The following is a 23,615-nucleotide window of genomic DNA, read 5'->3' on the forward strand; positions in this document are numbered from 1 at the left end:
TGGAGGCAAGGCAGATGACAAAAGTACAGGAAGCAGTCATAGAGCGAGAAGGAACAAAGCTTTACGGGACCCTTACCCTGCCCGATCCGCACAGCAAGAAAGCGGTCCTCCTCATTCCCGGGTCCGGGAAAGTCGACAGGGACGGCAATGGCGGCTGGATGCAGGCGGATATCTATAAAGAATTAGCCGGCCGCTTACACGAAGCAGGGCTGATCACGCTGCGCTACGACAAACGGGGAGTAGGAAAAAGCGAAGGCAGTTATGTGGCAGCAGGCTTATGGGACTTTATCAAAGATGCCGGGGATTGGCTGGAATTTTTGAAAGGCCGTTCCGAGGTGGAGGAAGTCACGGTGATCGGCCACAGCGAAGGGGCGATTATCGGACCGGCCGTCATGAGAGACAGAAGCGCAGACCGGTTCATCTTCCTGTGCGGGTCCTTTAATAAAGGAGAGGAGCTCCTTGATTATCAGAATCGGATGATTAGACAGGAAATCGCCGAGGCTTCCGGCGTGAAGGGGTTCTTTTTCCGGATGCTTAAAGTGAACAAAAAAATTGAAAAGCAGACCCGTAAGTTCTATGAGAAAATCGAGGCGGATCCTTCTGATGTCATCCAATACAAAGGAACGAAAATCAACGCCAAATGGGTGAGGGAAATGAGAGCCTTCGACACAGCTGACTACCTTTCCTACGTGCCTGCCCGTTCCCTCGCCATAGAAGGGGGAAAAGACGTCCAGGTGAAGCAAGGATCCGCCCGTGCATTCGCTTCTCATACCGGCGCGGAAGTGAAGGTTTATCCAGACATGAACCATCTGCTCCGGAAACGATCCGACAATCATACACTTCTGAACATAAAGAAAGAATATAAAGAAAGTATCAGGAAGGACGAAATGCACCCGGACATGCTGCGGGATCTGATCCAGTTTCTCCAATCCTAAATGCTGTAAGCCAAGCATACAGACAAAAAAGGAGGGTCATCAGAATGACCCTCCTTTTCCTTCAGCGACCCTCATCGGCGTTCTGCTTCCTCAACTCCGCAAGAATCTCCTTCAAATACTCGTTTCTCTCTCTGGATCGATGCAGCATAGCCGCAACGAAATAGATAGCGAATCCGAGGATACCCAGATAGAAGATTACATTTAAAAATCCAAAAACCATAAAGGATTCCATACCTGTCCTCCTTCTTTTTTGACAGTCTTCCAACTGTCGTCTATACTTCGATATCCACCTGTAGAAAAGGAGACGATTACCTATGTACGACCATTCTGATTTAGTGGAAGCGAAACGGCAGATCGATTCCACGGTCCACAAGCTGAAAGAGACAGTAAAAACGTTGCAAGCGAAAGAAAATCCGGCCCGCTACAAGGCACAGATCACCTTAGCCAAAAGGCGTATCCATGCATTTGAATTGTCCCTATCCCTCATCGAAAGAGAAATTTCCACATTAGAAACGGATGGTTAAAAGCCGCTTATACCTAATAATAGAAAGGAGTTTTCCGTAAAGGGCGGAGGGAAATGGACAGGCTCCGGCCGCCCCGTGGAAAGCGTTCCATTTCCCGGAGCCCCCAAAAACTACTTCCTCAACAAACAAAAAAACCTCCTTTTAAAAGAGGCTTTTCTTTAATCCAACCGTTCCGGATGCTCCACATACCACTCCAATATGTAACCACAGCTCGAACAGTAATGTGAAAGGACCGGCGAAGATGTGCTCCGCGGATTTCCTTTCGGGAACATATGTACAGCGCCGGCTGCGGAATGGACGACGCCCTCTTTCACTTTCTGCCCGCCGCATTTCGGACAGGAGTCGGTCTTTATCATCGGAATCCCCTCTTTCCACCTTATGGTATCTATACGTGCGGGGTGGGTTTCGGTTTCAATAATGGCGTTATTTTCCCGGAAGGTAGATGGACTTTCCATTGTTTAAAGGATGAAACAAGCCAATGGCCTCGCGATCAGGTTCTTCCTCGTACAGATCGTGAACGAGGGGATGATCATGATCCTCGCTGTCTATATAAACGACTCCATCCTCATCCGGCTCCACCATAACCTCGTAAAGCCCCTTCCCCGTCAGCTCCTTCAGAATTTCGGACTGACGGTCTTCCTCTTCCTGCAGGCGCTCGATCTCTGCCCACTTTTCTTCTTCTGACATGTTTTCCCTATCCATGTCTACATCTCCTCCTCTTTTTTCTTCCTTTTTATCCCATAAACTATTTCCTTATCCTATCATTCTTCCTATGCAAAAAAAAGGATTTCTCTGTAGAAGACAGCTTACTTTCCTGATAAATAATACCTGGCATTGGCGAAGCATATTCCACCTAAGAGAAACAGTAGGACGACTGCCCAGCTGGCAATTGCCCCATAATCCCCGTGAAAAATGTACTCGTTCGTCAACGTGATGATAACCATCGCGGCCATCACCACAAACATGCCGATGACGTACTTCATCCATCATCCCTCCTTCCTCTATCTTTCATTCCAGCTTCCGTCAAGTACATCAAGATCGGATAAGCTGCGAACACTAGTGCCAGCGACAACACGACCGGCACATGTTTATGTAAGAACGGACTGACCGCAATGACGACCAGAATATAGAGAAAACGGACGATATCCTTAACCTTTTTCGCTCTTGACATCTTCTCCTCCTTTCCGGACTACCTTCGTGACCAGATTACCACTGGCAGGAGAACGAGTGATAATAGTCCACCACCGATGGACAGTGCAGCATATCCGGCGTGTGCGACCACCATTCCTGATAGGGCCCCGCCGGAAGCACCTGCGAGCGCAACGAACACATCAAGCGTCCCCTGTGTTTTCGCACGTGTGAACGGCGTCGTCGAGTCGATGATCTGGGCGGTACCGCTGATCAGTCCGAAGTTCCAGCCTAATCCAAGGAGCGATAAAGCAACGATTAAGAGCACAACCGAATCATCCGGAGCGAGCGCTGCCACCAGTCCTGCGAGCAGCAGTGTCACACCCGAAGCAATGCTCATCGCGGTACGGCCGAATTTGTCGACGAGGACACCGGTCACAAGCGACGGGAGATACATCGCTCCAATATGGAAACCAATGACCATGCCGATCTCCCGGAGTCCATGACCGTGATGCCCCATGTGAACAGGAGTCATCGTCATGATGGCAACCATCACCATCTGGGTGAGCACCATAACCACTGCTCCGACCGCAAGTCCGCGCTTGTTAACCGCTGCAGCTACTGCTCCATCCCTTTTGCAAACTTCCTCCTGAACCGCCAGCTTCTTCGCCATCGTCAGCGGATCCGGCCGCAGCATAACGAACAGAAACAGACCAGCCAAAAGGAAAGCCGCCCCCGATAAGAGAAACGGCCCGGCGAGTGCCGGGATACCGATAGACAGAGCCGCATTTCCCATGACACCGACAAGATTCGGCCCAGCCACCGCTCCGAATGTCGTCATCACCATCGTGATGCTGACCGCGGTCGCCCGCTGCTTCCGATCCGCTAAATCCGTACCTGCGTAGCGTGCTTGGAGGTTCGTTGCTGTTCCTGCTCCGTAGATGAATAAAGCCGCAAATAAAAGGAAGACGCTGTTGAAAATGGCAGCGAGCACCACCCCGGCTGAACCGAGGCCTCCTACAGCGAAACCTGCCGCAAGCCCTGTCCTTCGCCCGTACCGCTGGGATAACCTTCCGACCGCCCACGCGGCGACCGCCGAACCCAATGTAAAGAGCGCCGCCGGCAACCCTGCGTATGCATCGGTGCCGAGCATCTGCTGAGCAAGCAGAGCACCGACGGTAATTCCGGCTGCAAGGCCAGCGCCGCCGAGAATCTGCGATATACTGACGACCACCAATACTTTGCGGTACAACGTTTTCCGCTGTTCCTGCGACACGTGTTCAGAAGCTGTTTCTACTTTCTCCATTCCCATCCAGGCACCTTCTCACTCGTTATTCTTTTTTTCTATGTATAGGATCATACTATGAATCTATCGTTTTAATGTCCTTCTCCCAGCCAACTTTCCTCTTTCATCATATGTTAGTTAAAAGAGACGTCCTTTGTCTCTTTCATTCTATCGGAAAGGAGGAATGCTTATGTATGCATCCGACGGGCTCCTCAAGTCCTACAACCACAAAGAAACACCACCATCCCTGCTTATCCCGCTCCAGACGACAGGGGTAGAAACGGGCCTGCAGGTTCCAGTAAGCTTGGAGCGTCTATGCTTGAGCGATCAGATAGAACTGATCGCAACCGCGAATTGGCTGATCACATTGGGTGGAGCGGCTGTCCTCACTGCCTACCTCCCCATCACAGCGGAGCCGTTAACGACTCTGGAATCGACGGTAAACGTAATGGTCGAAGCCCCTGTCACGTTTAACGTGTACCGCGATGAAGAACTGATCTTCACGACTACGGATTTCCGGACGCTTATGTTCCGGGCAAGGGTTCCCGGCGCCGTCACCTCCACGACGGAAAGTATAAGTCTCTCTCAGATCGACCTCACTCCCGTGTCTACAAGCAACGGACTGCCGCCTGCTGCGACGACCACCTTCCAATATATCGACACAGATACCACCGCCGTAAAACACGTCTATACGATCACCGCGCAGCTGGGCAGGTATTCACCTGTGCCGATGGTCAACTCTCTGCGAACGACAGATACCACAACTCCGCTGATTCCAGTAAACTTCACCATCACCAGCTTTCAACCGATTGCGCTCATATCCTACACAAACTTCTCAGGGAAAGTCATCAGGAAACAAGATCCCTGCCGGAAAAGGAACGGACAGAACGAAAGGCTGTAAAACAAGTATATAGCCCGTGACAGCCCAACAACTATAAATATCCTAAAAATCAAGCCCTGCACACGCCGACATGCAGGGCTTGATTTCTCTTATTTCCGAAGTATCTTCTCCATCGCTTTTCCCTTTGCCAGCTCGTCGATCAGATTATCCATATACCGGATTTCCCGCATCGTCGGTTCTTCGATCTCTTCCACCCGCACTCCGCAGATGACGCCTTTGATCAACGTCCGGTTCGGGTGCAGCGCTGGAGCCTCCGCGAAAAAGGTCCGGAAGTCTGTCTGATTTTCCAGGACACCCTGCAATTGTTCCTGGGTGTAACCGGTGATCCAGCGGATGATTTCATCCACTTCCTCTTTCGTCCGCCCTTTTCTCTCCGCCTTGGCAACGTAAGCCGGATAAACCTTCGCAAAGCTCATCGAATAAATTTTGTGCTCAGGCATAAGATTCCCTCCTTCCACTGTCTATAGTTCCTGTATATCCAGCGTAACATAAAACACCTACCGCTATACTCAAAAAAAAAGCGGTCCTTCCCTATGAGAAGAACCGCTCCTGCGCCATCCTTTATGCATTCCTGCTTTTATACAAAAGAAAAATGAAATAAGGGGCACCGATGGCTGCTGTAAATACACCGGCCGGCACTTCCAACGGAAGGAACAGCGTCTTTCCAGCGAAATCTGCGAGCATGACGAGAATCCCCCCGAGCAGTGCCGCAACCGGAAGCAGCGGAGCAAAGCCCGTACCGACAAGCCTCCGTGCCATATGAGGGGCCATTAAACCGACGAACCCGATGCCGCCGGCGAAGGCTACCCCGACAGCCGTGAGCCCGATACTCAACAACAGCAGCAAGAGACGGCTCAACTTGACGTTGCTTCCGACTCCCGTCGCAATGCCGTCTCCTAAGTCCAGGATGTCGAGCTGCTTCGTGACCATTCCCGTCACCAGCAGCAGGACGACCGCAGCAGGAAGCAGGATCGTCACCTGGTCCCAGTTGGCGGCGCTCACAGAACCCGTGATCCATACGTTCGCCTGAGTCGCCTGATAGATCGGTCCTTTGATCATGAACAGCGTCGTCAAGGACTTCATGAACATCGACACTCCGATACCGATCAACACCAGCCTTAAAGCCGAAGTCGTCTTTTTCCTTGCGAGGAAGTACACGCTGAAGCCTGTGATGACCGCGCCGATGAAGGCCGCAAGCGGCATCCAGTGAATACTTACCATCAAAGAATTGTTCTGATCCGAGAACAGCATCAGGAAGACAACGACAGCCACTGACGCTCCCCCCGTTATCCCGATGATGTCCGGTGATGCGAGCGGATTACGTACGAGACTCTGAAGGATGCCTCCCGCTACAGCCAGACAGGCACCGACGAGGAAGGAAACGATGATCCTCGGTAAGCGGAACGACTGGATGATCAATTCATGGTAGGCGGTACCGTTTCCGATCAATGTTTGAAAAACGTCAATCGGATTGATCATCGTCTCGCCGACCCCGGTACTGATCAGGAATACGATCGCTGCCGTCAGTAACAGGATCAGGCTGATACGCAAGGCTTTTTTATCAATAAGAAAGGAAATACGCCCGTTCTTCGAGCGGATCGTTTTGTATCTATTCATGCGTCCTCCCTCCCTTTTCTCGCAATGTAAATGAAGAAAGGAATGCCGAGCATCGCGGTCATGACACCGACAGGCACCTCACTCGGCATGACGATGTACCTTGCTGCGATATCCGCGTTCAGCAAAAGAATTGCGCCGAGAACGGCACTGTACGGAAGAATCCAGCGGTAATCGTTGCCGACCAGGTACTTCGTAATATGCGGCACGACGACGCCTACGAAAATGATCGGACCTGCGATGGCGACTGAACCCCCGGATAACAGCACGACCGTAGCAATGCCGAAGAACCGGACAAGCGGCGTTTTCAGCCCGAGCCCGTTCGCTACGTCATCTCCCATGACAAGGATATTGATCTTCCCGGCAAGGAAAATGCACAGGACGAAACCAACCGTCATATAAGGAAGCACCGTGATCAAGGATTCCAGCTTCCTTCCCTGCACCGATCCGGACAACCAGAAAAGCACTTCATCAAAGGCTGCCTCATTCACGACCAGCAGTCCCTGCGTCATCGAAGAAAAGAACGCCGCCATCGCCGCTCCGGCCAGCGTCAGTTTGACCGGCGTCAGTCCTTCCCTCCCGGCAGAGCCGAGTATGTAGACGATCGCCGCCGTCACGCCTGCCCCGAGGAAAGCGATCCAGGTAAAGGCTTGGATATTATTGATGGAAAAGAAAGAAAAAGCGACGACGATAAAGAACCCTGCTCCAGCATTGATCCCGAATACGCTTGGAGATGCGAGCGGATTGTTCGTCAGCGCCTGAAGCAGGACACCGGAAACGGCAAGCCCCGCCCCGACGACCGTCGCAATCAGCGCCCGAGGAAGTCGGACATCCTGAATGATGATATGTTCATTGGAATTATCGAAATCCAGGAACGCCTGATAGGCCGTGTTCCAGCCCGTGTCGGCATAACCGTACACAATGCTTGCCCCCATCGACACAAGCATAAGCAGGACACTGCCGATAAATACAAGTGTTTTTGCTCTATTGGAATGGATCAAGAGAATCTCCCCTACACCAAAGTTAGAAAAAGCGGAAGCCGCAAGCGTTCGCCACTTCCATACAACCATTGAAATTGTATCAAACATTCTTATTATTGAAAATGATTTTCAATATCGCCATTGACAAACGTATCATCTTTTTTTACTATATAGCTTAGGTAAATGATAATGAATATCATTCTTAGGAGGAGACTTATGCGTACATATAAGAAGAGTTTATGGGTATTCTTATCCGTTCTTGCGCTGTTGTTCATTACCGCATGCGGAAGCGACTCGGATAAAGAGGCAGAAGACACCAACAGTGGCGACGGCGGGGAATCGTACACGGTGAAGCACGCGATGGGAGAAACGGAAATCCCGGAGAAGCCGAAGAAAGTCGTCGTACTGACTAACGAAGGAACAGAAGCCGTCCTGGCACTCGGCGTCCAACCGACCGGAGCCGTCCAATCGTGGCTTGGTGATCCTTGGTATAAGCATATCGAAGAAGACATGGATGGTGTCGAGGTCGTCGGTCTGGAGCAGGAAGTGAACGTAGAAAAGATCGCGGAACTGCAGCCGGATCTGATCATCGGTAACAAACAGCGTCAGGAAGCCGTCTATGACAAACTGAGCGCTATTGCACCGACCGTATTCTCCGAGCAGCTGCGCGGAGACTGGAAGGAGAACTTTAAGCTTTACGCAGAGGCACTCGGCCTTGAAGACAAAGGCGAAGAAGTACTTGCTGACTATGACGCGCACGTCGAAGAAGTGAAGACAGCCCTTGGAGATAAGACAGATCAGGAAGTTTCCGTCGTACGCTTCATGGCCGGAACATCCCGGATCTACTACAAGGATTCCTTCTCCGGAGTCATCCTTGACGAGCTTGGCTTCAAACGTACCGAAGCACAGACAGAGATGTTCGACGAAAGTAACAAAATGGGTGAACTTGCCATCGAAGTAGGAAAAGAAGCCATTCCGAAAATGGATGGAGATATCCTCTTCTACTTCACTTACGCACCTCAGGACGACCCGGAAGCATTGAGCACAGAAGAAGAATGGACAAGCGATCCATTATGGAAGAACCTCAATGTAGTCCAGGAAGGAAACGCTCATAAAGTGAGCGATGCCGTCTGGAACACTGCCGGAGGCGTCATTGCAGCCAACCAGATGCTCGATGAACTGCAGGAAATCATGACAGAAGAATAATATTCTCTAATAAAGGAAAGAACGAACGGCCGGGGAGCTTCCCCGGCCGTTTTTTTCATGGTTATATGCTCATCCCGATCCATATAAGTAATGCCGAACAGACGACAGCCAAGATGACAAGACTTTTGGACCCGCCTGCCTTCGCCTTTGCACCGGGAAAATCACGGAGAATGACCGCGGCCCAGCCTCCGATCACTAATAGAATGATGACGATGTTCCTTCCCATCTCCCCCCATCGAAACCCTCCATTATGGTTTGGATTCTCAAAGCTTCTATGTAAAGGGGATACCCCCCTTTTATGCCGTACCAAACCTTCCCTGCCATGGCCTAAAAAACCTTCCAGCGGTGCCCTGATGGCACGCACCGGAAGGCAGTCCGTTACTGTGGTTGAACAGGAGCGTTCACATCATCAATACTTATGTGCCCCCAGCCTCCAGTTGCCTGATCTACTACCTTTATATACACCTGTTCTCCTACATAGTCTGAAGCATCCCATTTTATCCGAGAATACCCTTCCTGATTCCCGCCGCTTACCTTCATCAGTTCTTCACCGTCCGCTTCTCTGACTAAGGCAACATAGAGATCGTAAATGTTGTTCCCTCCGGATACGAGAAAATCGATATTCCCATTCCCGCCAAGGGTGAATGTATGGGAACGAATCGTACCTGTTTGGCCGTCATTCCCTGTGTGTACTCCATATAAATGATAGGCGCCACTCTGATTAAACGGACCTCCCCACCCCCAATCATTGTCTGCAGTTACATCCATTTCTGTAAACGCATCTCCATCCGTTACCGTCCATCCCGTTAAGTCCTGCTGTTCGAAGTCATGATTTACTAGCTCCTCATGGGCCGGTTCCGGTGTGACAGTGACCGTGCTTTCCGCCTCGAATCCCCCGTCTCTTGTTGTCGCTGTTACGACGGCTGTTCCTGCGGCATGCGCCGTCACTCTTCCCTGGACGACCGTCGCAACAGACGGGTCGCTCGAAGACCATGTCACCTCTTTATTCGTTGCGTCTAAGGGCGCAACAATCGATGTAAGACGTTCGCTGTCCCCTTCCACTATTTCCATCTCTTCAGGATTCAGGCTTACACCGGAAGCATCTACTTTAGTATAAGCAGAGGTCATCTTCCATACCTTCATCGATTTAACGGTGACTGTTTCCTGCGCATCGTTCGCCCATAACTTCAAACCGACGGCATCTTCCCGGGTAGGATAAGCTCTTGTCGTTATGCTCTTCAGACCGTTTAAATAGGCATTGATTTCTGATCGGTCGACATAGATATGAAATTTGATTGGTTCTGTTCCGATATCGACGTTGCCGCCCTGGTACCACTTTTCCACATCCGGATCCAAACTGGACTTCGTGCGGTTGACCCACAGCTCTGTACTGCTTTCTTTATAATAGACAGTCGTTTCTTCCTTCCCATCCGGCGATCGTCGCAAATGGATCCCTGCTTCATTCGCCGATCCTGGGTCCAGTTCTAATTCGATTTCCAGCATATCACCGCTCACTTCGCCCAACTGCTGGTTGGCATCCTCGAAAGAAGTGTCGGTGCTGATATCGAGCAGCTGCTCTCCTCTCAGTTGATCCAATTCCTCAATCGGTTCAATGCCTAATTTCCCATCTGAACGATAAGACACTTCCACCGGCAGTCCGTAATTGTGTGCATATCCTGCTGCATAATCATCATCTGCGGGTCTGCGTCCTTGAGTAATGGTGTGAATGACCGTCCTTCCATCGGGAGTGACCATTCCGGCAGGACCGGTAAAGTGATCTCCGACATCCATCAGTTCCGGTTCTTCGTTATCCGGAATAAAACGGGCTGCTTCCTTATCCCATGTCCCTATCCAGTAATAGGTGTACCTGGACTGATACTCCTCTCTCGACGTCTTGGCAGGATTTATCAGGAATATATGCTTCCCACTATCGCCAAGAGGCAGTAATATCGGAAGCTCCCACACTCTCCCTGTCTTCGGATATTGCTCATAATCCCCTACAAATAAATCTCCTTCATACGTCCAGTTTTCAAAGCTTGAATCCTTTGTTGAATAAACGAGTGCTGTCCCTCCGATCTGGTTTCCATCTGCGTCTTCTTTCCCTGAGGTAACAAGCATATACCATGTGTCTCCGTCCTTGAACACGAACGGGTCCCGGAATTCCCCTTTAATTCCCTCTCCGTCCTGTTGATCCAAGATCACCTCTCCATGCTTCTCCCACCGGTTCAAATCAAGATCCCCATCTTCCGGAAACGTGCTTCTTGCGATGTTTATCCTTTGGTTGGGTGAATCCCTGTCATCTCCTGCTGTATAGAACAGGACAGGGACGCCGGTATCGTCCACAACCGCCCCCCCGGCCCATGCACCATCAGGGTCCACATCATGCCTTCCCGGTACAACCGCATCATCGACATCCCGCCAATGGACCATATCATCGCTTACCAAATGCCCCCAGCGAATGTGGTTCCAGAACGGCCCTCGTGGGTTACTTTGATAGAAGACATGATATTGACCGTTGAAGTAAATCGGTCCCCCGGGCTCATTTCCCCAGTGGTTTGGGGGAGACATGTGAAACTGGGGACGATGGCGGTCATCCGCTAATACGCTTCTATCGATAATGGTATCAGGAGTAGGCAGATTGCCGCCTGTCCCCTCTACATACGAGTCGTGGGACTGCTTCACAGCTTCTGCACTCAAAGGTTTATGGTAAAGGTTGACTTCATCAATCAGACCACTGAACATGTTCATGTGATAGCCGTACAGCCACATCCCGTCATTGTTCTTTCCTATCATCAAGTCTCTTACGCTTGGCTTGATCTTTTCTCCAGCAGGAAAGTTGCGGGAAGCTGCTTTGTCTCCGTTCAGATATAAAACGGCCTCCCCGGTGGAACTGTCGTAAGTAGCCGCGACATGCGACCATTCGTTTAAAGGAAGAAGCGTATCTGACATGACTTCACGCCAATCAGACCCTGTACCGAACTGGAGTCCCCACGTACCGTGACGGCCGTGACCTAATAGAAACCCCTCTTTCTTTTCCCGGTTGTGCTGATTGACGACCGCAGACAATCTCCCTTCATCCCCGTGTTCAAAATTTCGGGGCGCCACCCACGCTTCAATCGTGAGCGCTTCTGTCGGTGCTGGTATGTTATCAGGTGGATGAGTGACCCATGTCGAGTATCCATCAAACAACAAGGCGCTGTTCGATATGCCGTCCTCTTTCCATAATGGATCTTGAGATGGCTGGAAAGCACCTTCATTCAGATGGTAATCAATAGAATTTTGTTCTCCTGTCACGCGTTCTGTCGTCACCTTCCCTGTTCCTTCGTCAAAATCCCAATGGCCGATTAAGCCTTCTGTGAATATTGATTCCGATAAACGGAAATCGTCGACGTTGATATGCCCCCATGAACCCGTTGCGTCATCGACGACTTTAATATAAACGGACTCCCCGACATAGGCAGAGGTATCCCAAAACACCCGCTGATACGTTTCGGTGTCCCGCCCCGTCTCCCTAAGTAACTCTTCGCCGTCCGACTCTCTTACCAAAGCTACATACAACTTCTCACGATCTTCGCCCCCGCTGATTAAGAAATCCATTCCGCCGGAAGCATCCACAACAAACGTCTCAGAGTGGAGCTCCCCGACGAGGTCATCGCCCCCATCCTTGAAGCTCCATAAATGATAATCTCCGTTATGATGAAACGTATCGCCCTGCTGCCAATATTCTTCATGGACAAGACTCTCCGGTCCAAAGGCGTCTCCGCTCACGACTTCCCACCCTCTTATTTGATAAGGTACAAGAGCGGTATATTCAAAGTCATGGTTATAAATCGAAGGTTCTACATGCCCGTGTAACGATGGTGTCGGCGGAACATTCACATCATCGAGATTGATATGTCCATCTGTTGTTTTATCTACGATTTTGATCCGTACGACCGTTCCGGTATATTCCGACGCATCCCACTCCATACGAGTGTATGTATCCGCCCCCGTCCCTGTCGCTTTCATCAACTCTTCACCGTCCGATTCCCTCACCAAGGCAACATAAAGATTCTCTATATCTTCATCCCCTCCGGTCAGAAAATCGACAGAACCATCCCCACCGAGAGTGAATGTTTCACTCTGCATAACCCCTACCTTGGAATCGTCACCTCTCCCTCCCCAAATATGCCAGAAATTGCGTTGTTCGAAAGCACGTTTATCCCAGTAATCCGAATCAGACGTAACATCTGCATCATGGAATGCGGTTCCGCTAACAACTTCCCACCCTTCCAAGTCCCCTGTTTCAAAACCAGGATTGGTTATCGAACTTGGATTCGCCTTCACTTCCGCAGGTACACCTGCAACCACTTGACTGACCACGAGAATAACAGCCGCCACAAGGACACAGGAACTTCTCCATTTGGGCATTCGTTTGTCCTCTCCTTTTCAAAGTCATTTTCACTGGAATTCCTTTTGATAACGCTTACATTGATGAGAAAAAGAAAGGAGGAGATCACTTTAACGCAACCTTCCTCCTAAGCAACAACCCTATATGATCTCCCATTTTTCCAAAAGCTCGATGATCGTTTCACCGTCTGATTCGAGGACGAATTGTTCTCCTAATTCTTTTGAGAAGAACAAGGATGTGAATACCTGCTCCCCGTCGTTAATAAAGATTTCTACAGACGATACATCCAAAAGGAAGCTCACCTTTACAGGTTTGGATAAATCTACGAACTGACTTCTCGTATAATCATTAACAGCCGTGAAGCTTTCTATGACGTACTCGGAATGCCTGCGGTCGAGGATGACTTCATTACGCTGTCTATCGAAGGTCACGATCAGCTTCTCCCGCTTTCCTTTGAACAGCTCACACGTCATTTTCCCGGTGTTTTTCATGTAGAATCGCAGATCGAGCCGCTGACAGTTCCCATAGAGTCTGGAATCATCCAACACACCGTCAATGGATATGTCACGGAATTCCACCTTATTTTTTTGGTAAGTCGCAATCGACCGGCATGGCTTCTGAATCACTTTTCCGTCACGCAAGGATAGTTCCCTTGGTATAGTCATGGAACCATTCCATCCGTGGCCGAGGTCATGCAGGGGATAATCGATATCCCACATATTCATCCACGCCACCATAACCCGCCTTCCATCTTTCGTTAAAAGGGATTGAGGGGCGTAGAAGTCAAAACCCTGATCCAGCTCCTGCTCGTGTTCCACCGTAAATTCCCCCGTATTCTCGTCAAAAGAGCCGATAAGTGCCATCGTAGAATGCCTGTTTTCGTGACGGTTGCCGACACGGGCCACTTCCTGCGGGGAAAACAACAAAACATCCTTCCCGTCCAGCTCAAAGACATCCGGGCATTCCCATACCGTCCCATAGGACTCGCCGAGCGTGTAATGATTCAAATACTCCCATTCCATACCATTCGTAGACGTATAGAAAAGGACATGACCGACATTCTCTTCACTTCTAGCCCCAACTACCATAAAGAAAGTCTCGTTGCGTATCCAGACCTTCGGATCACGGAAGTCTTCCACTCTCATTCCCCGGGGAACCTGGTTGCTTCCGACGACAGGATTCTGTTCGTATTTTTCATACGTGAACCCGTCCTTCGACTTTGCCAGGCATTGGACCTGCCGGATCACAGGCGCCCCCATGTCAACCTCTTCCAATCCAGGGTTCTTCCTTAAACGAGAATCATAGAGCAGGTCCATATGAGTATCCACATGCCCGGTGTAGTACAGCCAATGCTCCTCCCCGACTTGAAGGCCGGACCCCGAGAAGACACCGTTCTTATCGTAGGGTTCTCCCGGCTCAAGCGTGATCCCACGAGGGTGCCACTTGATTAAATCCGTACTCACGGCATGCCCCCAGTGCATCGGTCCCCATACAGTATCAAAAGGATAGTGCTGATAGAAGAGGTGGTATTCCCCGTTATAATAAGAGAAACCATTGGGGTCATTCATCCAACCGCGTTCCGGCATCAGATGATACCGATGTCTGTACGTACCGTTTACAGCATTCGTCTCTATCGTCATGTGCAAAGCCCTCCATTCTCCTCGTCATTCCATATAGATTTCAGCTGGTACACTTTCATTGATTTCACCCGGAGATCATCCCCGCCGATCAAGGAAAGGTAGTCACTGTCCCTTCCCACAGGGTAGGCTCTGCTTGTAAGCATCCTTTTGTTATTTAAATAGCATTCGATCGTCGAATGATCGATATAAAGATGGACACGGAGACCTTCGTTCAAATGAAGCGGTCCCCCTTGGACATCCCCCACTGCACCGAGCCGGCTCTTCGTTCGATCGAGCGAAACCCACGCTTTTTCCCTGTCATACCAAAGCGTCGTGTATTCCTGCCTGTTTTCGTCTTTCTTTATTTCCAAACCGACAGGGGAGTCGACAGGTTCAAACTCTACGATGATTTCCAACTGCTTATGGTTCACAAAAGCCAGCTTTTCATTTAAAGTCCCAACCGGCTGATTCGTTTCCTCGATCAAGATTTTTTCTCTTAATCTTGAAAGCTCCTCGAGCGGTTTAACCCTCAGTGCGCCATTCTCCATAAACACTTCAACAGGGAGTCCGGCATTATGCGCCCAACCGGCAGAATATTCTTCTTCTTCCGTGCGGTCTCCCTGCAGGATCGAGAATACGATGGACCGCTGGTGCACCGGATCGACGAAACCGCTCGGGCCACTGAATTTGAAGCGGCCGTAGTCCAACAGCTGCGGTTCTTTCGTGTCCGGGATGAATCGGAGGTTCTCTTTATCGAAATCACCAAGGAAATAATAAGTATCCGCTTGATACGGGGAAGCTTCCCGGAAATAACTCATGAATAGATAGAGATATTTCTTGTTCCCTTCTCTGTCATGCAGTGGCAGAAGTACGGGAAGCTCCACGTTCGATCCAAGGTATGGGTGTTCCCTTGTGTCAGCCGTATAGAATTCGCCTTTGAATTTCCAACTTTCACAATCAGCGGATGTATAAATCCAGGTCGTCGGCCCTTTATGCTCGATGCCTCCGCCGATAATCAGATACCACAGCTCCTCCCGATCATCCTTCCAGACGAAGGGATCCCTGAATTCAGAGGCGATCCCCTGTTTCTCCGTCTGCACGATGGCCCGTTCTTCATCCATCTCCCACTGAACGAGGGAGGTATCCGTCACGTCTTTCGGTCTCGCAACCGCTACTCCTTGATTAAACTTCTCGTTGAAGTCAGCAAAGGTGTAGAAAAGAAGCGGCACCCCGTCAGGGCCAATGGCTGCCGATCCGGACCAAACCCCGGACGGGGACACTTCCTTCTTAGGGAACAAAGCCGTCGGTTCATTCTTCCAATAAACCATATCCTCGCTCGTCCAATGCCCCCAGTGAAGATTGGAAAAGTAAGGTCCCCCCGCATTCTTCTGATAGAACAAATGGTAGATTCCTTTGTAATAGAACGGGGCATGCGGCTCATTCATCCAGTGCTGCGGGGGAATGGCATGATAGTGCGGCCGGTGGACATCATCAAGCAGCAGTCGCTCATCCAGATCGACATCATCAGGAGTGATTCTCTCTTCATCTACTGTCCGCCGGTATTCCTTCTCCACTTCCTTCATGGATAATGCCTCATCAAAGATTTGGAGTTCCCGGATTAAACCGGCGAACATTCCGCCGGTGAACGTATCACTGATTTGAAAAGGGGTATTATTCCGACCGATGGATAAAGGCACAGCCGATGTTCGAACCGGTCTGCCGCATGACTTGAGGCCGGCTGTTTCCCCGTCGATGTAAAGCCGGATCGTTCGGTCAGTCTCGTTGTAAACCGCTGCTAGGAATGTTTGTTGATAGAGCCTGATGGATGATTCAGTCTGAAACTTTACGATTTGTTCCCCATCTCCTACCTCTACCAGAACCTCCCCATGACGGAACAACCCAAGAGCCATCCCCCTGCATTCGGCCCGGTCCAGCTGATCGATGATGGTCGTCGACACGTTCCCATGACAAGCCTCGAAACATCTCGCGGCAATCTGTACAAAAATGGTGAATGACCCCTCTATTTCCAGGGGCTCATCCTTCATAAACGTCGAATAACCGTCAAAATCCAGCGCGTACGCCGATCCTCCAACGTTCACCCAACGGGGCGAACGGCTTTTTTTGTACTTCGCTTCCTTGAAGACATAGTCGATATCCAGCACATGTCCACGGACACTCTCTTTCGTTTGGTGCCCTTCCCCTTCCACGAAGGGCAGATGATATATTAACCCCATAAGCCACCTCTCATCATTTGATTCCAGACGATGTATTCTGCGGCATGATATATTTCTGACCGAAAATGTAGATAAGTAGAATAGGAATCGTCGTGATTGTCAGCCCGGCCATGACCTGATTCAGGTAAACCGGCTGCGTTTCATTAAGGATGTTCACAGCAACAGCTAACGGATATTTATCCGCTTCGGTGAAAATCATGAGCGGCCATACGTAGTCATTCCATGATCCCACGAAAATTAGTATGCCGACCGTCAAATACACAGGTTTGGAAATAGGAATGATAATCTTCCAGAATATCTTCCAGTTGGAAGCACCGTCTATATAAGCGGACTCTATCAATTCCTTCGGGATTTTCTGGAAGAATATCATAAACAGATAGATATAAAACGCTCCGCCTATATGTGGAAGCGCCAATCCCCATACCGTATTCGTCAAATTAAGCTCATTGATGATAAGGAATATCTGAATAAACACGGACTGAAAAGGAAAGATGATCAAAATCAACAAGGTACCTTTAATCACTTTTTTGTAAGGAACATCGAGCTTCGCCAGCGCATACCCGGCCAAAGAGTTGACGAGCAGGCTGCTGAATACGATGACGGACGTGTAATAAACGCTGTTCATAAAATGACGGGAGAATTGGAACCTTGAAAATAATTCCTTGTATGGGTCAAACCAATGTTGGAAATTCGAGAAATTGGGAATGAAGCTGCTGATCGTCCCCATTTCCCGCGATATTTCAGCAACCGTCTTCGTACTGCTTACAAACATCCAGATCGTAGGAAACAGGAACAAAACAGCGAACGCGATCAGGACTAACCATTTGATCAAACTCAATACCCGGGACTTCTTCAACCTTAATCCTCCTTCACTAAACGCTTCTGAACAAAAGCGATGATAATCAACAGGATGGCGAATATGACCGTGATCGCACTGGCATACCCGATCTGTCGATATCGCGTTCCCTGCTCGAACATGTACAACAGAATGCTCGACGTGCTCCCTTGAGGTCCGCCGTTAGTAAGTACGAGCGGCTCGACAATAATTTTGAAAATATTCGTCGTGACAACAATCAGAACGAACACAAGCTGTCCCTTTATGCTCGGGACGGTCACATATAAGAACTTCTGCCATGCATTCGCTCCTTCTATATCCGCTGCCTCATAAAGGGTGGACGGCACATCCTGCAAAGCAGCCATGATGATTAACATCTGGAAACTGATTCCCTGCCAAACGATGATGAAGGATATGGTAGGAAGCGCCAGATTCGGATCGGCGAAGAATCCCAGTTTCCCGAATCCTAACTGCGTCAAAAATTCGTTGATGATACCCACTTCCGGGTCGAGGATGTTTTTCCACAGGAGTGCAACTACGATGATGGATAAGATATACGGCGAGAAGAAGGCCGTCCGGAACAGAGTATTCGCCTTCGATTTCTTAGCAATAAGAATAGCGAGGAACAACGATAAGGCCACCTGGATCGGCACGATGAAGGCTACATATTTTGCGGTGTTCACAAACGATTTAATCGCGTATTTGTCCTTCATCATTTCTATATAGTTATCGATTCCGACAAAATTGATATCATTGGGTTTTAGAAGGTAATAGTCCGTGAATGAATAAACAATGGCAAGAATGAGCGGATAGATGACAAAAACACTAATCAGCAGTAAAGCAGGAAACAGAAATAAAAACCTGCTGCTGAATAAAAAAGAAAGAAATTTGTTGCTTTTTACAAGACTTCGAACGCTGTTCATATGGATTCCCCTTGTAAGGCCGGGGGGTGTACGACCATTCCGTACACCCGCTGCCTTCTCTGCATCGTTTTTCAACATTTATTGGAACCTGCCTGCTTCACGATCGATTTTTTCCATTGCATCGGCTACGAGATCTTCCACAGAGCCACTGTCCAGAGCCATCCCTTCGACGATATCACCAAGTGCATCTTCCAGTACCGGGAAGATAGGTGACTTAGGCTTGAGGTGCTCCGTTTGGACCAGTTGGTCAAGCATCAGTTTCCGTGGATACTCGCTGTACGTTTCGGATGCTTCCAGCAGATCTTTGTGCCCAGGGATCAATCCGGCTTCCGCTTCCATCGTCTTCGCGCTGTCTTTGTTCGTCATATGCGCAACCAACTCCGCTGTCAGTTCCGGATATTCCGTACTGTTCGTTCCAGCGACGTACCAGCTGCCATGCGGAGCCGATTGATGGCCTTCTTTTCCGTATGGATAAGGCATCAGCGACCAATTCAAGTCGGGGTATTCACTATTCAGCACATCGACCATCCAAGGCCCTTCAAAGCTGATGGCCGCCTTCTCCAGAGCAAACGCATTCTCACGTAAGGTCGGTGAAACAATGCCTTCTTTAAAGAGTGTATCCATGAACGTCAAGGCTTCCATCGTGTTCTCGCTGTTCAAGTATCCGTCTGTATCCAAGCCGTTCTCCCCGACGATCTGTCCATCATTAGCAAAGATAATCGGAGAGTGGGCATACATCTGCCATCCGGAATTATCCGGGATCATGTTGACAGGCTCTTCGTCCATTGTCTCCTTCAACTTTTTCGAGTTCTCGAGAAACTCATCATAGGTCCAGGCCTCATCGAGCGTCCAATTTCCGTTCTCGTCAGCCGGAACTTCAATGCCAGCATCTTCGAATAGATCCACGTTGTAAAAGACCGGTGCGGACAGATCGAAGGATTGCAGTGCATATACCTTATCATCCACGCTGCCGGCGGAAATGACGGTATCCAAGTACGAATCAAGGGTGGACTGGTCTAAATAGTCATTCAAAGGTAAGAGAAGATCCGAATCTACATAAGATGCTGTGTACACGCTCTCTAAAGTGATGACATCCGGCAGTTCCCCGGCAGTGATCGCCGCGTTCACCCGGTCGTTGTACCCACTGCCTTCCCCTGTCTTGACGATGTGTTCCACGTTGACTTTAACGCCTTCATGCGACTCTTCGAATTCCTTCGCTCTCTCTGCGTAATTCTTCCCTTCCGGTTCATCCTCCGGAACATGCACCCATACTTCCAGCTCTTTCACTCCATCCCCGCCTGTACTGGATTCTGCGTCTGAACAGGCCACCAGAATGGAACCAATCATAAGGAACATCAATAAAGCCAACTGTTTCTTCATCTCTTCTCCTCCTTATAAAGAAAACGCTTCCACAAGCGATAAAAATAAAAGGGCCGGGCCCTTTAGCGTTTGTTGTGGAAATGTTTCCACCTTTGGTTCAAATTATATAGGAGTATGTTTTTTTGTCAACCTGTTTTTTTATCGAGTTGTGTCTCCTTTAATGAACGTGACCGGATGCTTGACTGGTGTTACGGTCCCTCCGTTTATTCTTTTAATCAAGGTATCAACGAGACTTCTCCCCATGTTCTCCACGGGCTGCCTGATTGTCGAAAGCCTTGGCCGTAAAGCGGAATAAATCTCAATCCCGTCATACCCGATAATGGAAAGGTCCTCAGGAATGTTTATCTTTCTATCCAAAGCCAGCTGGACAAGTTCAAGCGCCATCAGATCATTCTCTGCCAACACCCCGTCTACTTCTTCATACTCATCCAGGAATCGGTTCAGAAAAGCCGTCTGATCCTTGATCGGGTCTTCTTCAATGAACAGCGTATGCTGGATTCCATAAGCCTCCGCCGCTTCTTTAAAACCCTTCTTTCGATGCTCCACTTCCGTCAATAATTCTTTAGAGAACGTCCCGATATAAGCAAGATTGCTGCACCCTGTTTCCTTCAACTCCCGACAGGCCAGTTTTCCTCCCTCATAATTATCGCTGGAAACATAAGGGATATCCTTGATATGTCTGTCCACCAGAACAATCGGCATCGAGGAGTGGATATCGTTCTCAATGGAATTATAAGAAATACCGATGATTCCGGACACCTTGTTTTGTTTAAGCATACGGATATATTCCAGTTCCTTCTTCATCTGGCTGCCGGAATTACAGAGCATCAGCTTATACCCTCTCTTATCCAGCTCGTCCTCGATATAGAACGCAAGCTCCGAGAAGAAGGCATGGTGAATAGACGGCAGGAATAAGGCCACCAGCTTATTGTTCTGCTTTACGAATGCTCGCGCGGTTTCATTTGGCACATACCCTAATTTCTCAATCGCCTTCTGCACTTTGTTCGTCGTCTCTTCACTTACATATCCTGATTTATTGATTACCCGCGAAGCAGTTCCGATTCCTACTCCCGCTAACTTAGCAACGTCTTTTATCGTTGGCATTCGATCACCTCAGCTAAAATCATACCACAACGGAAGCGGTTTCAGTAGAAACGTGTCCGCCAGAAATCTACTATGCTGCCCGGGCTTGAGCTAAACGGCTCATTTCTATCAACAAAGGCGATGGTACAAGCGGGTAGGAGGTTTTTTCATAGATTATTAAAGTAAGAGACGTCTCCTACATTCCAGTAATGGAGGAGGGAAAATCATGAACTTCTTACGAAACTTAGTTGCGGTACTGATCGCTGTCCTGTTTTTGCTGGGTCTTCTGGTTGCCGTTCTACTAGGATCCAGTGAGCAACGCCAGATCGTCATTAACTGCATTAATGAGATCCTGCGAACCATCAACTAATCATAAGGGGCTATGGATAAAACCACAGCCCCTTCATTATTAGAGAAAGGGGAAATACCTATGAGTAAATTCGATCAAATCGATAAGAACAATTCAAAAGAAGCGAAGAAAGATTCGTCCCAAGAATTGAATCTGGATTCTTTGATGAATCTCGCATCCAAACTGACGAAAGAGGATGCTTTATTCAACAACCTGCTGAAAAACGATGCTGCAGACGACTTGGACCTGTCCGGCATTTTCGGTGACATCACCGGAGCTGCATCGGACACGTTTGAAGGGGTAAAGAAGGAATTGGCGGAAATTAAGACGGAATTGGTGAAGCTGAATACGAATATCGAGGCTCTTTTGAAAAAGTCTTAAAGAAAAGAGGTTGATCCAGGGATCAGCCTCTTTTTCTCATGCTTATATAGGGGTTCAGTCCATTGTATATCTCATTTGTAAAGTGTGAATGCGGCAGCCGGCGTTTCTATCAATCGTTTTCCTCCGGTCTCTTCCCATCCCCCTGCTCGCTTTCTTCCACCTCTTCGTCTTCCAAATTTTCTTCCTGGAATTCATGGACGACAAAGCCGGTAATATGATCGAACGGCGTATAATAATTGTGGATGGTTTCTTTCTTTATAAATAATTTATAGGCAACAAAAATAAGCAGCGACACAAAGGCAAGCGAGAAAACTGCCACGATATAAACCATACATTCCTCTCCCTTCCTTCATGAATCTTGCTTCTTCGCCCATTCCACCTGCCTGTCCTGCAGGTCTTCGATGATCTCTAAAGCAAGCGACTGGACTTCCTGCAGCTTCTCCTGACTGATCCAACTGATTATGTCCTCCTTCGAGTGGAGCAGGTCGGAAACCCCGGTGCAGCTGAACGGGATACTCGGGACGGCGCGGGCGAAAAAGGTGTAATGATTGCTTTCATACCACGGGGTCCGCCATTGCACCGCAGGGTGGGCGTGCTTCCGACGCTTCAACGCTTTCTCCAATGCCTCTGACCCGGCCATAAGCGTCATCGTATTCGTGCCGAGCGACTGACCGATACCGTCAAAATTCATGGCGACAATTGCATCCTTCAAACCTGCTTCGTGCTCCTTCACGTAGTGATCGTCTCCGAGGCCGAGGTATTCTTCTGAGCTGAAGGCGATGCATTCAAATCCTGTACGCCAGTCCGTCCGCCTGACGATTTCCTCTGCAAGCGTGAGGAGGACGGCGACACCCGATCCATTATCGAAGGCACCGGCTGTATCGAATACGGTGTCATAGTGGGCGGCAAGAATGATTTTTTCCGGACCTGCTCCTTGCCTGCGACCTATCACATTGCACGTTTTCCCCTGTCTTCTCTCCGACTGGATCACAACCGTTGCGGTACCCTTGACGGAAAGAGCCGTCTCCGGCGTTACCGTGAGAGACGGAATCCGGAAGTCCCAATCGTTGACGATCGGAACACGCTGCCCTTTCTCCATACTTACGAAGAGGATGGCAGAAGGCTCTTTATCCTCAAGTAATTGAATCGTCCGGCGGTGATGTTCCGGGTTATAGATGGAGAAGCCCTTTGGAACGTAGCTTTCCTTGGAAAGCTCCCCGTAGAGAAAAGCGATTTTCCCGTGGAGTTCCGGAGATGCGTCCAGTTCATCCATCGTGCAGAAAGGAACGACCTCCCCGGCAACGGCACACGACTCGGAAAAGTTATTCCCCGTTGCTTCCAATCTCCTCCCGTCTACCTCTATGTAAGCATCCGTGAGCTGCCAGTCCGGCACTTCAAACGTCTGAACCTCTACCTCCATACCACAGCCGGCGAAGCATTCCTCTATATACTGCGCCGCTTCGTGGTTGGCTTCACTTCCGACCGGGCGGCACCCAATCTCTTCGGCTAATTTTTTCAGATGAACCATCGACCTCTGTTCCATCCCACTCCCCCTTTTAGGCTCCCTGCACCTTAAGTGTCGTCCCCATCTTCACTCGAAATGTCGTCATCGAAAAACTCTCTATCATAAGAATGAAAAGAGCTATGGTTCCTGACATCCGGGCTCGCTAAAACCTCCCCCTTCCTCTGCTTGTGCGTCCGTTTCCAACGAAGGATAGAATAGACGATTCCGCAGACTAAGGCTGTGTAAATAAGAAAGTCCGCCTCATAAAAAAGGTAGATACACACTCCAGCGGCTGCCAGAATTAATAACAATACTTCCAATCCTTTCATCATTTCCACCTCTCT

26 protein-coding genes are annotated in these 23,615 nt (G+C 49.4%); 6 read left to right on the forward strand and 20 right to left on the reverse strand.

The features are described from left to right. The first annotated feature begins 14 nt into the window (after nt 1–14). On the forward strand, nt 15–935 hold the full coding sequence (locus AXG56_RS11205) for an alpha/beta hydrolase (protein ID WP_062514533.1): 921 nt from the start codon (nt 15–17) through the stop codon (nt 933–935). A gap of 61 nt (nt 936–996) precedes the next feature. On the opposite strand, the gene AXG56_RS19470 is transcribed toward AXG56_RS11205, so the two are convergent. Next, nucleotides 997–1,167: a hypothetical protein gene (locus AXG56_RS19470; RefSeq protein WP_008633367.1), complete on the reverse strand. Its 171-nt coding sequence runs from the start codon at nt 1,165–1,167 to the stop codon at nt 997–999. A gap of 82 nt (nt 1,168–1,249) precedes the next feature. Between AXG56_RS19470 and AXG56_RS11210 the strand changes: the two genes are divergently transcribed. Continuing rightward, entirely contained in the window at nt 1,250–1,459 is a 210-nt protein-coding gene (locus AXG56_RS11210) for a hypothetical protein (protein ID WP_062514536.1), read from the forward strand. A 158-nt stretch (nt 1,460–1,617) separates the two neighbouring features. Here AXG56_RS11210 and AXG56_RS11215 read toward each other — a convergent pair whose 3' ends face one another. The 5 genes from AXG56_RS11215 to AXG56_RS11230 all read right to left on the reverse strand — a co-directional run bounded on the left by AXG56_RS11215 (nt 1,618) and on the right by AXG56_RS11230 (nt 3,899). After that, entirely contained in the window at nt 1,618–1,815 is a 198-nt protein-coding gene (locus AXG56_RS11215; RefSeq protein WP_062514538.1) for a hypothetical protein, read from the reverse strand. Nucleotides 1,816–1,882: 67 nt separating this feature from the next. Then, the gene (locus AXG56_RS11220; RefSeq protein WP_062514540.1) at nt 1,883–2,161 is read right to left on the reverse strand and encodes a hypothetical protein; all 279 of its coding nucleotides are present in this window, start codon (nt 2,159–2,161) and stop codon (nt 1,883–1,885) included. 104 nt (nt 2,162–2,265) lie between these two features. Then, complete coding sequence (locus AXG56_RS19665) at nt 2,266–2,442, reverse strand: hypothetical protein (RefSeq protein ID WP_193743860.1); 177 nt, start codon at nt 2,440–2,442, stop codon at nt 2,266–2,268. Next, entirely contained in the window at nt 2,439–2,630 is a 192-nt protein-coding gene (locus tag AXG56_RS11225; RefSeq protein ID WP_008633374.1) for a hypothetical protein, read from the reverse strand. Before AXG56_RS11225 ends, AXG56_RS19665 begins: the two co-directional genes overlap by 4 nt. Nucleotides 2,631–2,648: 18 nt before the next feature. Further along, the gene (locus AXG56_RS11230; RefSeq protein ID WP_062514542.1) at nt 2,649–3,899 is read right to left on the reverse strand and encodes an MFS transporter; all 1,251 of its coding nucleotides are present in this window, start codon (nt 3,897–3,899) and stop codon (nt 2,649–2,651) included. Nucleotides 3,900–4,062: 163 nt separating this feature from the next. Here AXG56_RS11230 and AXG56_RS11235 point away from each other — a divergent pair, with 163 nt between their 5' ends. Then, the gene (locus AXG56_RS11235; protein ID WP_062514544.1) at nt 4,063–4,773 is read left to right on the forward strand and encodes a hypothetical protein; all 711 of its coding nucleotides are present in this window, start codon (nt 4,063–4,065) and stop codon (nt 4,771–4,773) included. Between the two features lie 89 nt (nt 4,774–4,862). Here the strand turns inward: AXG56_RS11235 and AXG56_RS11240 are convergent, their stop codons facing one another. The 3 genes from AXG56_RS11240 to AXG56_RS11250 form a co-directional block, all read right to left on the reverse strand. Then, a complete protein-coding gene (locus AXG56_RS11240; RefSeq protein ID WP_062514546.1) occupies nt 4,863–5,213 on the reverse strand; it encodes a DUF2200 domain-containing protein in 351 nt (116 codons plus the stop codon). A 121-nt stretch (nt 5,214–5,334) separates the two neighbouring features. Continuing rightward, entirely contained in the window at nt 5,335–6,390 is a 1,056-nt protein-coding gene (locus AXG56_RS11245) for an iron chelate uptake ABC transporter family permease subunit (protein WP_062514548.1), read from the reverse strand. Next, a complete protein-coding gene (locus AXG56_RS11250) occupies nt 6,387–7,334 on the reverse strand; it encodes an iron ABC transporter permease (protein WP_062515247.1) in 948 nt (315 codons plus the stop codon). Before AXG56_RS11250 ends, AXG56_RS11245 begins: the two co-directional genes overlap by 4 nt. A 249-nt stretch (nt 7,335–7,583) precedes the next feature. Here AXG56_RS11250 and AXG56_RS11255 point away from each other — a divergent pair, with 249 nt between their 5' ends. Beyond that, entirely contained in the window at nt 7,584–8,573 is a 990-nt protein-coding gene (locus AXG56_RS11255) for an ABC transporter substrate-binding protein (protein ID WP_062514551.1), read from the forward strand. A gap of 61 nt (nt 8,574–8,634) precedes the next feature. Here AXG56_RS11255 and AXG56_RS19475 read toward each other — a convergent pair whose 3' ends face one another. The 8 genes from AXG56_RS19475 to AXG56_RS11290 all read right to left on the reverse strand — a co-directional run bounded on the left by AXG56_RS19475 (nt 8,635) and on the right by AXG56_RS11290 (nt 21,058). After that, nucleotides 8,635–8,799 carry a hypothetical protein gene (locus tag AXG56_RS19475; protein WP_161484914.1) on the reverse strand — a complete coding sequence of 55 codons (165 nt, stop codon included), beginning with the start codon at nt 8,797–8,799 and terminating at the stop codon, nt 8,635–8,637. Between the two features lie 152 nt (nt 8,800–8,951). After that, entirely contained in the window at nt 8,952–12,983 is a 4,032-nt protein-coding gene (locus AXG56_RS11260) for a GH32 C-terminal domain-containing protein (RefSeq protein WP_062514554.1), read from the reverse strand. A gap of 120 nt (nt 12,984–13,103) precedes the next feature. Beyond that, on the reverse strand, nt 13,104–14,603 hold the full coding sequence (locus AXG56_RS11265) for a glycoside hydrolase family 32 protein (RefSeq protein ID WP_062514556.1): 1,500 nt from the start codon (nt 14,601–14,603) through the stop codon (nt 13,104–13,106). Beyond that, the gene (locus tag AXG56_RS11270) at nt 14,600–16,816 is read right to left on the reverse strand and encodes a GH32 C-terminal domain-containing protein (RefSeq protein WP_062514558.1); all 2,217 of its coding nucleotides are present in this window, start codon (nt 16,814–16,816) and stop codon (nt 14,600–14,602) included. The genes AXG56_RS11265 and AXG56_RS11270 overlap by 4 nt, the downstream gene beginning before the upstream one ends. A gap of 13 nt (nt 16,817–16,829) precedes the next feature. Beyond that, entirely contained in the window at nt 16,830–17,672 is an 843-nt protein-coding gene (locus AXG56_RS11275; RefSeq protein WP_062514559.1) for a carbohydrate ABC transporter permease, read from the reverse strand. Nucleotides 17,673–17,674: 2 nt separating this feature from the next. Then, a complete protein-coding gene (locus AXG56_RS11280; protein WP_062514561.1) occupies nt 17,675–18,574 on the reverse strand; it encodes a carbohydrate ABC transporter permease in 900 nt (299 codons plus the stop codon). Between the two features lie 78 nt (nt 18,575–18,652). Continuing rightward, nucleotides 18,653–19,954, reverse strand: a complete 1,302-nt coding sequence (locus AXG56_RS11285) for an ABC transporter substrate-binding protein (protein ID WP_062514563.1) — start codon at nt 19,952–19,954, stop codon at nt 18,653–18,655. A gap of 138 nt (nt 19,955–20,092) precedes the next feature. Further along, complete coding sequence (locus AXG56_RS11290) at nt 20,093–21,058, reverse strand: LacI family DNA-binding transcriptional regulator (RefSeq protein WP_062514566.1); 966 nt, start codon at nt 21,056–21,058, stop codon at nt 20,093–20,095. A 205-nt stretch (nt 21,059–21,263) separates the two neighbouring features. On the opposite strand from AXG56_RS11290, the gene AXG56_RS19670 reads away from it, so the two are divergent. Together AXG56_RS19670 and AXG56_RS11295 are read left to right on the forward strand one after the other, a co-directional pair. Continuing rightward, entirely contained in the window at nt 21,264–21,407 is a 144-nt protein-coding gene (locus AXG56_RS19670; protein ID WP_008633385.1) for a hypothetical protein, read from the forward strand. A gap of 60 nt (nt 21,408–21,467) precedes the next feature. Beyond that, a complete protein-coding gene (locus tag AXG56_RS11295) occupies nt 21,468–21,767 on the forward strand; it encodes a hypothetical protein (RefSeq protein WP_062514568.1) in 300 nt (99 codons plus the stop codon). Between the two features lie 109 nt (nt 21,768–21,876). Here the strand turns inward: AXG56_RS11295 and AXG56_RS11300 are convergent, their stop codons facing one another. The 3 genes from AXG56_RS11300 to AXG56_RS11310 are packed head-to-tail and all read right to left on the reverse strand — an operon-like array spanning nt 21,877 to nt 23,603. After that, nucleotides 21,877–22,098 carry a DUF3951 domain-containing protein gene (locus AXG56_RS11300; protein ID WP_062514570.1) on the reverse strand — a complete coding sequence of 74 codons (222 nt, stop codon included), beginning with the start codon at nt 22,096–22,098 and terminating at the stop codon, nt 21,877–21,879. Nucleotides 22,099–22,116: 18 nt separating this feature from the next. After that, nucleotides 22,117–23,310, reverse strand: coding sequence for a M28 family peptidase (locus AXG56_RS11305; protein ID WP_062514572.1), 1,194 nt, complete (start codon nt 23,308–23,310; stop codon nt 22,117–22,119). A 29-nt stretch (nt 23,311–23,339) separates the two neighbouring features. After that, nucleotides 23,340–23,603, reverse strand: a complete 264-nt coding sequence (locus tag AXG56_RS11310) for a hypothetical protein (protein WP_062514575.1) — start codon at nt 23,601–23,603, stop codon at nt 23,340–23,342. Nucleotides 23,604–23,615: the final 12 nt, after the last annotated feature.

Source organism: Halobacillus sp. KGW1 (genome assembly GCF_001592845.1).
In the GTDB taxonomy this organism is placed as follows: domain Bacteria; phylum Bacillota; class Bacilli; order Bacillales; family Halobacillaceae; genus Halobacillus.

Coding starts and splice junctions, on each gene's coding strand:
- AXG56_RS11205 (WP_062514533.1), top strand. CDS start 15: ATGACAAAAGTACAGGAAGCAGTCATAGAGCGAGAAGGAACAAAGCTT.
- AXG56_RS19470 (WP_008633367.1), bottom strand. CDS start 1,167: ATGGAATCCTTTATGGTTTTTGGATTTTTAAATGTAATCTTCTATCTG.
- AXG56_RS11210 (WP_062514536.1), top strand. CDS start 1,250: ATGTACGACCATTCTGATTTAGTGGAAGCGAAACGGCAGATCGATTCC.
- AXG56_RS11215 (WP_062514538.1), bottom strand. CDS start 1,815: ATGATAAAGACCGACTCCTGTCCGAAATGCGGCGGGCAGAAAGTGAAA.
- AXG56_RS11220 (WP_062514540.1), bottom strand. CDS start 2,161: ATGGATAGGGAAAACATGTCAGAAGAAGAAAAGTGGGCAGAGATCGAG.
- AXG56_RS19665 (WP_193743860.1), bottom strand. CDS start 2,442: ATGAAGTACGTCATCGGCATGTTTGTGGTGATGGCCGCGATGGTTATC.
- AXG56_RS11225 (WP_008633374.1), bottom strand. CDS start 2,630: ATGTCAAGAGCGAAAAAGGTTAAGGATATCGTCCGTTTTCTCTATATT.
- AXG56_RS11230 (WP_062514542.1), bottom strand. CDS start 3,899: ATGGGAATGGAGAAAGTAGAAACAGCTTCTGAACACGTGTCGCAGGAA.
- AXG56_RS11235 (WP_062514544.1), top strand. CDS start 4,063: ATGTATGCATCCGACGGGCTCCTCAAGTCCTACAACCACAAAGAAACA.
- AXG56_RS11240 (WP_062514546.1), bottom strand. CDS start 5,213: ATGCCTGAGCACAAAATTTATTCGATGAGCTTTGCGAAGGTTTATCCG.
- AXG56_RS11245 (WP_062514548.1), bottom strand. CDS start 6,390: ATGAATAGATACAAAACGATCCGCTCGAAGAACGGGCGTATTTCCTTT.
- AXG56_RS11250 (WP_062515247.1), bottom strand. CDS start 7,334: ATGCTTGTGTCGATGGGGGCAAGCATTGTGTACGGTTATGCCGACACG.
- AXG56_RS11255 (WP_062514551.1), top strand. CDS start 7,584: ATGCGTACATATAAGAAGAGTTTATGGGTATTCTTATCCGTTCTTGCG.
- AXG56_RS19475 (WP_161484914.1), bottom strand. CDS start 8,799: ATGGGAAGGAACATCGTCATCATTCTATTAGTGATCGGAGGCTGGGCC.
- AXG56_RS11260 (WP_062514554.1), bottom strand. CDS start 12,983: ATGCCCAAATGGAGAAGTTCCTGTGTCCTTGTGGCGGCTGTTATTCTC.
- AXG56_RS11265 (WP_062514556.1), bottom strand. CDS start 14,603: ATGACGATAGAGACGAATGCTGTAAACGGTACGTACAGACATCGGTAT.
- AXG56_RS11270 (WP_062514558.1), bottom strand. CDS start 16,816: ATGGGGTTAATATATCATCTGCCCTTCGTGGAAGGGGAAGGGCACCAA.
- AXG56_RS11280 (WP_062514561.1), bottom strand. CDS start 18,574: ATGAACAGCGTTCGAAGTCTTGTAAAAAGCAACAAATTTCTTTCTTTT.
- AXG56_RS11285 (WP_062514563.1), bottom strand. CDS start 19,954: ATGAAGAAACAGTTGGCTTTATTGATGTTCCTTATGATTGGTTCCATT.
- AXG56_RS11290 (WP_062514566.1), bottom strand. CDS start 21,058: ATGCCAACGATAAAAGACGTTGCTAAGTTAGCGGGAGTAGGAATCGGA.
- AXG56_RS19670 (WP_008633385.1), top strand. CDS start 21,264: ATGAACTTCTTACGAAACTTAGTTGCGGTACTGATCGCTGTCCTGTTT.
- AXG56_RS11295 (WP_062514568.1), top strand. CDS start 21,468: ATGAGTAAATTCGATCAAATCGATAAGAACAATTCAAAAGAAGCGAAG.
- AXG56_RS11300 (WP_062514570.1), bottom strand. CDS start 22,098: ATGGTTTATATCGTGGCAGTTTTCTCGCTTGCCTTTGTGTCGCTGCTT.
- AXG56_RS11305 (WP_062514572.1), bottom strand. CDS start 23,310: ATGGAACAGAGGTCGATGGTTCATCTGAAAAAATTAGCCGAAGAGATT.
- AXG56_RS11310 (WP_062514575.1), bottom strand. CDS start 23,603: ATGATGAAAGGATTGGAAGTATTGTTATTAATTCTGGCAGCCGCTGGA.